Origin of the sequence: Caulobacter sp., assembly GCF_049283275.1 — a bacterium.
Taxonomy (GTDB): Bacteria; Pseudomonadota; Alphaproteobacteria; order Caulobacterales; family Caulobacteraceae; genus Caulobacter.
In genome coordinates this window covers 1-10,327 of record NZ_JBAPVS010000363.1, presented here as the reverse complement: position 1 = coordinate 10,327, position 10,327 = coordinate 1, and the positions used below count along the sequence as shown (strand labels likewise).

At 68.2% G+C, this 10,327-nt stretch carries 9 protein-coding genes; 5 read left to right on the top strand and 4 right to left on the bottom strand.

All coding sequences use genetic code 11. The features are described 5' to 3' along the window. A partial coding sequence (locus WAL33_RS20715; RefSeq protein ID WP_422183821.1) for a hypothetical protein occupies positions 1 to 194 on the bottom strand: 194 nt, incomplete at its 3' end. 167 nt (positions 195 to 361) lie between these two features. Then, on the bottom strand, positions 362 to 2,965 hold the full coding sequence (pepN, locus tag WAL33_RS20710) for an aminopeptidase N (protein WP_422183820.1): 2,604 nt from the start codon (positions 2,963 to 2,965) through the stop codon (positions 362 to 364). A gap of 197 nt (positions 2,966 to 3,162) precedes the next feature. Here pepN and WAL33_RS20705 point away from each other — a divergent pair, with 197 nt between their 5' ends. From WAL33_RS20705 to WAL33_RS20685, 5 genes are all read left to right on the top strand, one after another. After that, the gene (locus WAL33_RS20705; protein WP_422183818.1) at positions 3,163 to 3,819 is read left to right on the top strand and encodes an OmpW/AlkL family protein; all 657 of its coding nucleotides are present in this window, start codon (positions 3,163 to 3,165) and stop codon (positions 3,817 to 3,819) included. A 52-nt stretch (positions 3,820 to 3,871) separates the two neighbouring features. Continuing rightward, a complete protein-coding gene (locus tag WAL33_RS20700) occupies positions 3,872 to 4,369 on the top strand; it encodes a YkgJ family cysteine cluster protein (RefSeq protein WP_422183817.1) in 498 nt (165 codons plus the stop codon). Between the two features lie 68 nt (positions 4,370 to 4,437). After that, positions 4,438 to 5,358: a CPBP family intramembrane glutamic endopeptidase gene (locus WAL33_RS20695; protein WP_422183815.1), complete on the top strand. Its 921-nt coding sequence runs from the start codon at positions 4,438 to 4,440 to the stop codon at positions 5,356 to 5,358. Between the two features lie 126 nt (positions 5,359 to 5,484). Beyond that, complete coding sequence (locus WAL33_RS20690; RefSeq protein WP_422183813.1) at positions 5,485 to 6,600, top strand: acyl-CoA dehydrogenase family protein; 1,116 nt, start codon at positions 5,485 to 5,487, stop codon at positions 6,598 to 6,600. A gap of 26 nt (positions 6,601 to 6,626) precedes the next feature. Then, positions 6,627 to 7,850, top strand: a complete 1,224-nt coding sequence (locus WAL33_RS20685; protein ID WP_422183812.1) for an acyl-CoA dehydrogenase family protein — start codon at positions 6,627 to 6,629, stop codon at positions 7,848 to 7,850. Between the two features lie 46 nt (positions 7,851 to 7,896). Here the strand turns inward: WAL33_RS20685 and WAL33_RS20680 are convergent, their stop codons facing one another. Together WAL33_RS20680 and WAL33_RS20675 are read right to left on the bottom strand one after the other, a co-directional pair. Next, positions 7,897 to 9,402 carry an amidase gene (locus tag WAL33_RS20680; protein ID WP_422183811.1) on the bottom strand — a complete coding sequence of 502 codons (1,506 nt, stop codon included), beginning with the start codon at positions 9,400 to 9,402 and terminating at the stop codon, positions 7,897 to 7,899. Positions 9,403 to 9,427: 25 nt separating this feature from the next. Beyond that, entirely contained in the window at positions 9,428 to 10,213 is a 786-nt protein-coding gene (locus WAL33_RS20675; RefSeq protein WP_422183809.1) for a thioesterase family protein, read from the bottom strand. Between the last annotated feature and the right edge of the window lie 114 nt (positions 10,214 to 10,327).

The window sequence follows — 10,327 nt, the reverse complement described above, 5'->3', positions numbered from 1 at the left end:
GCCTTGGCCTCGTTCTTGAGCCGGTTGACGCCAAAGGCCGTATAGATCGACAGCAGAAGCAGGGCGGCCAGGATCGCCAGGCGCACATAGGTCTGGGACGGCGACCGCGCGGCGCGCGAGCGGGCCGCGCCCGCCGCCGAAAGACCAGCTCCCGCCAGCCTCCCGGTTCTCGCCCCGCCACGCTCCAACGCCAAGTGCTCCCGCAACCCTCGGCGAGTCACTTCGCCGACATGGTGAATCTACCGCAGGGCAAAGGGGCGCGTCACCGACGAACCGAGGTTTTGACCCGGCATGAGCCTTTTAGTCGCAACCGGCGTTTCGGAGAATCGCCTCACGCTCAACGTTTGTGGGGTCCAGGTCGTCAGTCCAGGGCTCGAGAGACCAGCTCCAGCACGTTTTTCGACAGGCCCACATGGCCGCGGATGCGCTCCAGTTGCTCGCGCATCAGGGCGCCGAGTTCGGGCACGTAGCGTCGCCAAGCCCCCAGCGGCTCGACCAGTCGGGCCGCCGTCATCGGGTTGAAGCCGTCCACGGCCAGAATCTGGTCCGCCAGGAAGCTGTAGCCAGCGCCGCTTCTGTCGTGGAAACGGGCGGGATTGCCGCTTGAAAAGCCTTGGACCAGCGCCCTCAGGCGGTTGGGATTGCCGGAGTCGAAGTCGGGGTGGGCGGTCAGGGCCAGAATCCGGCCGATCGCGCCTTCGCCTGGGTCGCGGGCCTGGGCGGCGAACCATTTGTCCAGCACCAGCGGCTCGTGCCGCCACTGGGCGTGGAAAGCGGCCAGGGCCTTTTCGGCCGGCGCGCCGCCGATCGCCACCAGGGACGACAGGCCGCCCATGGCGTCGGTCATGTTGGCGGCGTTCTCGAAGTGACCCACGACCCGTTCGACATTGACCGCGTGCGGATCGGCCGCCAGCAGATCGCAGCAGGCGTTGCGCAGGGCGCGCTTGCCCGCCGCCTGGGCGTCGGCCGAGAACTCGCCGCTGTTCTGCAGATCGCCGTGCAGTCGCCGCAGCAGGTCGCCCAAATGCACGGCGATGATGGTTTTCAGGTGGCTCCGCGCCGCGTGGATCGCCGCGGGGTCGGCCGGATCGACGGCCAGGCTGAGATCGCCCTCGGTGGGCAGGGCCAGCAGCAGCGCCTTGAAGGCCGGATCCGAGGCCTCGTCGACCAGGGCCTTGCCCAAGGCGTCGGCGTAGCGCTCCTCGCCGACCTCGTCGGGCGCGTCGGAGGCCCGACCCAGGATCAGTTCGCGGGCCAGGGTCTGGCCGGCTTCCCAGCGATTGAACAGGTCCGGGTCGGCGGCGAACTGCACGTAGCGGTCGACGGGCCGGGTGTCGGTGGTCAGATTGACCGGCGCCGAGAAGCCCCGCAGCGCGGAGATTATCGGGGCGCGTTCCACGCCCTCCCAACGCACCGTCTTGGCGGCCGTGTCCAGCATCACCACCTCGCTGCCCCGCAGCGCCTCGCCCTCGCCGTCCAGCAGACCGATGGTCACCGGTACGGGCAACGGCTGCTTGACCGGCTGGCCGTTGGTCGGCGCGGTCGACTGGGTCAGCGTGATCTCCAGCGCCTTGGCCGCTTCGTCATAGACGTGGGTCAGCGACACCGTCGGGGTGCCCGCCTGTTCGTACCAGGCGAAGAAGTCGCTCATGTCGCGGCCCGAGGCGTCGGCGAAACAGGCGATGAAGGCCTCGACCGTGGTCGCTTCGCCGTCGTGGCGATCGAAATAGAGATCCAGGCTCTTGCGGAAGGTCGCAGCGCCCAGGATTGTCTTGAGCATCCGGATCAGTTCGGAGCCCTTCTCGTAGATCGTGGCGGTGTAGAAGTTGTCGATCTTCAGATAGCTCGACGGCCGCACAGGATGGGCCAGGGGCCCGGCGTCCTCGGCGAACTGGCGGGCGCGCAGGGCCTTGACGTCCTTGATCCGCTGGACCGCCTCGCCGCGCATGTCGGCGGAAAAGCTCTGGTCGCGGAAGACGGTCAGGCCTTCCTTCAGGCACAGCTGGAACCAGTCGCGGCAGGTGATGCGGTTGCCGGTCCAGTTGTGGAAATACTCGTGGGCCACGACGCTTTCGATGCGTTCGTAGTCCATGTCGGTGGCGGTCTCGGGCTGGGCCAGCAGCAGGGAGCTGTTGAAGATGTTCAGCCCTTTGTTCTCCATGGCCCCGAAGTTGAAGTCACGCACGGCGACGATCATGAACAGGTCCAGGTCGTACTCGCGGCCGAACGCCTCCTCGTCCCATTTCATCGAACGCTTGAGAGCGTCCAGGGCGTAGGCGGCGCGCGGGGCCTGGCCCGGATCGACGAACACCTTCAGGGCCACGGTGCGGCCGCTCATGGTGACGAAGCTGTCTTCCAGGACGTCCAGCTCGCCGGCCACCAGGGCGAACAGATAGGCGGGCTTGGGGAAAGGGTCGTTCCAGACGGCGTAGTGGCGGCCTTCCGGTTGGCTGGAGTCTACTTCGCCGCCTTCCCACAGATTGCCGTTGCTCAACAGATAGGGGAACGCCGCGTCGGCCTCGATCCGCACGGTGAAGCGGCTCAGCACATCCGGGCGGTCCGGGAAGAAGGTGATGGTCCGGAAGCCCTCGGCCTCGCACTGGGTGCAGAACCGGCCGCCCGACATGTAGAGGCCCATCAGCGCCTTGTTGGCCGACGGATCGATCTCGACCTCGGTGGTCAGGACGAAGGCGTCAGGGACCTGGTGGATCGTCAGGCCTTCGCCGTCGAGGCTGTATTCATTGGCGCTGAGGGCCTGGCCGTCTATGGCCGCCGAGATCAGCTTCAGCCGCTCGCCGTTCAGGAACAGCGCCTCGCCCGCCGCGCCGCTGCGTTTGATTTCCAGCGTCGCCTTGACCCGCGTCGCGGCGGGATCCAGCTGGAACTCCAGCTCTGTGGTCTCGATCAGGAACGGGAACGGGCGATAGTCCGAGAGCCGGACGGCCTGGGGCGTGTCTGTGCGCATGGAGGCAATGTAGGCGGGCCAGGCCCCGGCGGCGAGAGGCGCCAAGCGAGAAAGAGGTCGGACGCTATAGGTAGTGACCGCAATTCACCCACGGAAACTATGGTCTTTGCTCAAGATCAAAGTTCGCGGCCGGCGGCGGCGGCATCTCCTGTCGCGAGGGCGTTGTTCGACGCCCGTCCAAGAGAAGGGGATATCCCATGACCATCGCCATCCGCCCGATCCTGGCGCTCGCCGCCGTCGGCCTGTTCGCCGCATCGACCGCCAACGCCCAGGACGCCTTTGTTCCGAAGGCCAAGGGAACCTGGATGCTCAATGTCCGGGCCACGGACGTCAACCCCGACGCGGGGGACTCGATCGTGACCGCCGCCGGCGCGGCGACCGGCCTGCGCGCCGAGGTCTCGGACGACGTGATGCCGACGATCGGGCTGAGCTACTTCGTCACCGACAAGATCGCCATCGAGGTGATCGCCGGCACGACCCAGCACACGGTCAAGGCCGTGGGCCCGGGAACCGACGTCGAGGTGCACAAGACCTGGGTGCTGCCGCCCGTGGTGTCGGTGCAATACCACCCTTACCCGGCGGCCAAGTTCAGCCCCTATGTCGGCGCGGGCCTGAACTACATGCTGTTCTATAGCGACAAGGACAAGAACGGCTTCAAGGTCAAGTTGGACGACGGCTTCGGCTACGCGCTGCAGGCCGGCGCTGATGTCGCCTTGACCGGCCGTTACAGCCTCAATGTCGATGTGAAGAAGGTCTGGTTCGAGACCGACGCCAGCATCAATGGCGGCGCCCTGAAGTCCAAGGTGAACCTGGACCCGTGGGTCGTGTCGGCGGGTGTTGGCTATCGGTTCTAGTCGGGCGCGCCGCTAGCCCTTAGACAAAGGCCGGACCGGAAGCGGGGCGGCGATGTCTGATCGGGAATGCGGCGCGTGCGGCCAATGCTGCAAGCTGATCGGCGTGCGCGAGCTGGAGAAGGCTCCGCACGTCTGGTGCCGCTATTACAAGCGTGACAAGGGCTGCGGGATTTATGAGGTCCGCCCCCAGGGCTGCGCTGAGTTCGCCTGCGACTGGTTGCTGGACGAACGTCTGGACGACGCCTGGCGGCCCGACCGCAGCGGCTTCGTGCTGCATGCGGGGCAGGGCGGTCGGGTGATCAATGTCGAGCTCGACCCAACCCAGCCGACCGCCTGGCGGCGCGCGCCGTTCGAGGCGACGCTGCGCGGCTGGGCCGCGGCCGGTGCGGCCGACGGGCTGGAGGTGCTGATCTGGGTCGGGCGGCGCTGCTGGCGTCTGACGCCGAGCGGTGGTGAGATCGACCTGGGCGTCGTGCGGCCGGCGGTCGAGTTCACCTCGCATAGTCGCCTGCGTCGTGCAGGTTCAGGCCGAGACTGGCCGCCAACCTGAATTGTTCTTCACTTGATGGCGGCTCTTATCCCGCTGAAGCTGCGGTCAGCTTTGGGGGATACCATTTCATGTCGCATACGGACCTTTCACAGCCCGTCGCCGGTCTTGACATCGGTTCGCGGCGCTTCCTGCATGCTGGGCCGTTGCGGTGGCTGCGGTCGTTTGGTTGGGCCGTGGCCCTGTTCTTCATCTTCGGTCTGGCCATAGCCGCCGTTCAGCTGTGGCCCGGCATGGCGATCAAGGGCGAGGGCGCGCTGCGCGCCCTGGCGACCCTGGGTCTCTGCGTCGTGGCCTACGGCCTGTATGCGGGCATTGTGCGTCTGGCTGAGGGACGCTGGCCGTCCGAACTGGCGTTGCGACCGGCGATCGCGGAGCTGCTGATCGGCCTTCTGATCGGCGCGGTGATGCTCAGCGTGGTGGTCGGTCTTCTGGTTGGTCTGGGACTGTACGAGGTGAGCGGGCCTCGCGCCGCGTCGCCCTGGGGGATGATCATCGTCGGCATCTCGTCCGGGTTCATGGAAGAGCTGGTTCTGCGAGCCATCGTGCTGCGCCTGTTGATGCGAGCGTTCGGAGCCTGGCCGGCCCTGGTGCTTTCGGCGGCGCTGTTCGGCGCTCTGCATCTGACCAATCCCAACGCCAGCCCGATGGCGGCGATCGCCATCGCCGTGGAGGCCGGGCTGATGCTGGCGGCGTTCTACATGCTGACCGGTCGGATCTGGATGTCGGTCGGCGTCCACGCGGCCTGGAACTTCGCCCAGGGCTGGATCTGGGGCGCGCGGGTGTCGGGCATCGAGGTCAAGCAGAGCCTGTATCTGAGCAACCCCAAGCCGGGGGCCCCCGATTGGCTCAGCGGCGGCGACTTCGGGCCCGAGGCCTCCGTCCCGGCCATGGTGGTGGGGACGCTCGTGGCGGTGGTGGTGCTGTACTGGGCCTGGAAGAAGGGCAACTTCCGGGCGGCTCCCGACGCGCCGAAGGTCGAGGCGGTTTAGCCCGTCTCGACAACGTCGGGAATCCTTGACGCGAGGGCAGTCTTTCCCTCGGGCGAACGATCGTTCATCGTGCCTTCCGAGACGCGCCGCCATCCACAAGAGCGGGCGCCAAGGGAGGGAATCCAAGTGGATTTCGACTATTCCGACGACCAGAAGTTCCTGAAGGACGAGGCGCGCAAGTTCCTCACCGCGCGCTGTCCGTCCTCGGTGGCGCGCGGCGTGCTCGATGATCCGACCAAGAGCTACGACGCCGGGCTGTGGGCGGCTGTCGCCGAACAGGGCTGGTTGGGCGCGGCTATTCCCGAGGAGTATAACGGCCTGGGCCTGGGTCGGGTGGAGCTGTGCGCCATCGCCGAGGAGCTGGGCCGGGCCGTCGCGCCGATCCCCTTCGCCTCGACGGTCTATGTCCTGGCCGAGGCCGTGATGGCCCACGGCAGCGACGCCCAGAAGGCCACCATCCTGCCGCGCATCGCCGCCGGCGAGTTGATCGGTTGCCTGGCGACCTCGGAAGGTCCCGGCGTGATCACCCCCTCGGCCCTGCAGGCCAAGGTCGAGGGCGGCAAGCTTTCGGGCGTCAAGATCCCGGTCACCGACGGCGACGCGGCGGCCATGGCCCTGGTGCTGGCCAATGAGGGCGGTCGCCCCGGCCTGTTCCTGGTCGACCTGAAGGCCAGCGGCGTGAAGGTCGAGACCCTGGAGAGCCTGGACCCGACCCGCGGGGTGGCTCGGCTGACCTTCGACGGCGCGACCGCCGACCGGTTGGGCGAGGCGGGGCAGGGGTTCGAGCTGGTGCAGGCGATCCTCGACCGCGCCGCTGTTCTGCTGGCCTTCGAACAACTGGGCGGCGCCGATCGTTGCCTGGAGATGGCCCGCGAATACGCCTTGGGCCGCTACGCCTTCGGCCGCGTGATCGCCGGCTATCAGGCGATGAAGCACAAGATGGCCGACATGTACGTCAAGAACGAGGTCGCCCGCTCCAACGCCTATTACGGCGCCTGGGCCCTGAACGTCGACGCGCCGGAACTGCCGACCGCCGCCGCCGCCGCCCGCATCGCCGCCTCGGACGCCTTCTGGTTCGCCAGCAAGGAAAGCGTCCAGGTGCACGGCGGCATGGGCTTCACCTGGGACGTCGACTGCCACCTCTATTATCGCCGCTCGCGGCAGCTCTCGCTGGTCGCCGGCTCGCCCAAGCTGTGGAAAGAGCGGCTGGTCAGCGAACTCGAGAAGAAGAACGCGGCTTAGGCCAAGGCTCAAGGGAAGACACGATCATGGATTTCAACGATTCCCCCGAAGAAGCCGCCTATCGCGAGAAGGCCCGCGCCTGGCTGGTCCAGGCCGCCGCCGCACATCGCGCCGAGCACGGCGAGCCCAAGCCCACCACGCCCGAGCACATGGCGGCCGGCAAGGCCTGGCAGGCCCGCAAGGCCGCCGCCGGCTACGCCTGCATCACCTGGCCCGCGGCCATCGGCGGGGGCGGCGGCACGCCGATCCAGTCGGTGATCTTCGGCCAGGAGGAGACCAAGGCCGGCGTCGGCTACGGCTATTTCACCATCGGCCTGGGCATGTGCGTGCCCACGGTCATGGCCTTCGCCGACGACGCCACCAAGCAGCGCTTCGTTTCGCCCGCCGTGAAGGGCGAGGAGATCTGGTGCCAGCTGTTCTCCGAACCGGCGGGCGGCTCGGACGTCGCGGCCCTGCGGACCCGCGCCGTGAAGGACGGGGACGACTGGGTGATCAACGGCCAGAAGGTCTGGACCACCGGCGCCCACCATTGCGACTATGGCATCCTGCTGGTCCGCACCGATCCTGACGTGCCCAAGCACAAGGGCCTCACCATGTTCTGGATCGACATGCGCGATCCGGCGGTCGAGTGCCGGCCGATCCACCAGATGTCGGGCGGACGCGAGTTCAACGAGGTCTATTTCACCGACCTGCGGGTCAAGGACAGCCAGCGCCTGGGCGCGGTCGGCGACGGCTGGAAGGTGGCCCTGGTCACCCTGATGAACGAGCGGCTGGCGGTCGGCGGCTCGGCCGGTCCGGATTATCGGCAGGTGATGGAGCTGGCGCGCGGTCTGTCCGGCGCCAACGGTCCGGCCCTGAAGGACCAGGCCTTCCGCGAGAAGCTGGCCGACTGGTACGTCAATTCCCAGGGGCTGAAGTTCACCCGCTTCCGGACCATGACCGCCCTGTCGCGGGGACAGACGCCGGGGCCGGAAAGCTCGATCGGCAAGATCATCTCGGCCAACCAGTTGCAGGACCTGGCCAACACCGCCGTCGAGGCCCAAGGCGAATACGGCATCCTGACCGATCCGGCGCTGTCGCCCATGGAGGCGGCGTTCCAGCAGAGCCTGATGTGGGCTCCGGGTCTGCGGATCGCCGGCGGCACCGACGAGATCCTCAAGAACATCATCGCCGAACGGGTCCTGGGCCTGCCGGGCGACGTTCGGGTCGACAAGGACGTGGCGTTCAAGGACATGCCCACCGGACGCTGAGTCCGGCCGAACAACTGATATCCTCTCCCTATGGGGAGGATGCCTTCTAGGGCGCCACCGTCGGCAGGAACTGCGGCTCCTTGCGCTTCATCGTCGCCTGCTCGTAGGCGTAGCCGAGGTTCAGCAACGACGCTTCGCTCCAGGCCGGGCCGATGAAGCTGAGCCCCACCGGCAGACCGCCGACCTCGCCCATCGGCACGGTCAGGTGCGGATAGCCGGCCACGGCGGGCAGGGTGGTGGACGAGCCGCCGTAGTGGTCGCCGTTCAGCGGATCGATGGTCCAGGCCGGCCCGGTGGTCGGAGCGACGATGGCGATCGCGCCCGTGTCCTTCAGGATCTTGTCGATCCCCTCTGGCCCGGCCAGGCGCCTTCCGTCCGCAACGGCCCTGATGTACTCCGGATCGTCATAGCCCTTGGTGGCCTGGGCCTTTTCGAAGCTCTCCTGGCCGAACCATTCCAGCTCCTTGGGGGTCGCCTTGTTGAAGGCGATCAGGTCCTCCAGCGTGCGGGTCTTGACCTTGGCCCGGTCGGTCGAGGCCAGGTAGGCGTTCAGGTCGACCTTCAGCTCGGTGTAGAGCACCACGCCCTCGGCCTTGCCGATCGGGCCCTCGTCGAAATCCTTGACCTCGACCAGGGTCGCGCCCTGGGCCTTGAGGTCCTTCAGCGCCTGCTCGAACACCGCGTCCGTGCCCGGCGAATAGCCGGTGTAGAAGCGGGCCACGGCCAGGGTCACGCCCTGCAAGGCGTTCTTCGACAGGCCCTTGGCGTAGTCGGACTTGCGGGCGTCGGCCTCACGGGTGGCCGCGTCGGCCGGATCGGAGCCGGCGATGGCGGTCAGGATCAGGGCCGCGTCGGTGACCGTGCGGGTCATCGGGCCGGCGGTGTCCTGGCTGTGGCTGATCGGCACGATGTGGGTGCGCGACACCAGGCCCACGGTGGGCTTGATCCCGACCAGGCCGTTGATCGCCGCCGGGCAGGTGATCGAGCCGTCGGTCTCGGTGCCGATCGCCGCCGGGGCCAGGCCCGCCGCCACCGCCGCGCCCGAGCCGCTGGACGAGCCGCAGGCGCTGCGGTCCAGCACATAGGGGTTGCGCACCGTGCCGCCCACCGCGCTCCAGCCGCTGATCGAGTGGCTCGAGCGGATGTTGGCCCATTCCGACAGGTTGGCCTTGCCCAGGATGACCATGCCGGCGGCGGTCAGCCGCTTGACCAGCGGGGCGTCGCGACCGGTGACGTTGTCCTTCAGCGCCAGGGAGCCGGCGGTGGTGGCCGTGCCGTCGGCGCTCTCGATATTGTCCTTCAGCAGGATCGGCACGCCGTGCAGCGGCCCGCGAAGTTTGCCGGCCCTGCGCTCGGCGTCCAGCGCCCGGGCGTCGGCCAAGGCATGGGGGTTCAGGGCGATGACGGCGTGGAGCTGGTCGTTCCTGGCCTTGATCGCCGCCAGCGACGTCTGGGTCGCCGTCACGGCCGAGGGCTTGGCCTCCTGGGCGGCGGCCGCGGGCGCCAGCAGCGCGGCCGCCGCGCCGCCGATCAGCAAGGTTTTCCGGATCACGCGTTTTCCCCCAACAGCTCAGCCCTCAGATGAACACCGCCACGTTCTGGCGCGCAACGATCAACGGCGTTCCGGCTGCGTCCCACAGCTGCATCTCCTGGGCCGAGTAGCCCTCGCCGATGGTTTCTGCCCGGCTGCGCAGCAGCCGCCAGCCGTCGTCGTGCATGTCTGGCAGGCCCACGATGTCGAGGGCCCAGGTCATGGTCGAGATCGGCCCGAAGGTCGGGAACAGGGTCATGGCGGGCGGCGGCGGCGTGTCGGCCAGGGCGACCAGGGCCGACAGTGAGCGGGCGGCGGGATCGCGATGGCGGATCCACAGCAGATATTCCGGGGCTCCGCCCGACAGCGGCCGCGCGCCGCCCGCCAGGCGCACCTCGAACTGGCCCGTGAAATCGGGGCCGCCGCGCTCGCCCGGGAAGAAGGGCCCGCAGGCCTCAGGCCGGGCGACGGCGGGGCAGGGGACCTCGCTATAGGCCACCACCGAAGCCCGCGCCGCGCCGAAGGTCAGCACCCCGTGCGTGGCCACGCCCTGCTCGCCCACCAGGTCGACGGTGACGAACAGGGTCGACTTGCCTTGGCGCAGCGGCTTGACCTGGATCGACAGTTCCCCCGTCGCCGGTCCGACGAAGGCGAATTGGGCCGAACGCAGGGGCGGGGCGTCGGGGAAGGTCCGCTGGGCCGCCTCGACGCACAGCGCCGCGCTCAGCCCGCCATAGGTGGTCCGCCCCTGGCGCCAGTCGTCGGTGACATGGGCAATGAAGCCGGTCTCGGTGGCGGTCATGGCGGCGATCAGGTCGGTGTAGGAGGTCACGTGGCGGCTTTCGGTTGTTTCGCACGCGAAGGTTCGTCTTCTTTCGCTACGGAAGTCAAATGCCGTGCGACCCCCTCCGGCCCTCCGGGCCACCTCCCCCAAAGGGGGAGGATC

Excerpts from the sequence above, each read along its gene's own strand:
- WAL33_RS20700 (WP_422183817.1), top strand. The coding sequence starts at position 3,872 with ATGTCTGATCGGGAATGCGGCGCGTGCGGCCAATGCTGCAAGCTGATC.
- pepN (WP_422183820.1), bottom strand. The coding sequence starts at position 2,965 with ATGCGCACAGACACGCCCCAGGCCGTCCGGCTCTCGGACTATCGCCCG.
- WAL33_RS20695 (WP_422183815.1), top strand. The coding sequence starts at position 4,438 with ATGTCGCATACGGACCTTTCACAGCCCGTCGCCGGTCTTGACATCGGT.
- WAL33_RS20685 (WP_422183812.1), top strand. The coding sequence starts at position 6,627 with ATGGATTTCAACGATTCCCCCGAAGAAGCCGCCTATCGCGAGAAGGCC.
- WAL33_RS20705 (WP_422183818.1), top strand. The coding sequence starts at position 3,163 with ATGACCATCGCCATCCGCCCGATCCTGGCGCTCGCCGCCGTCGGCCTG.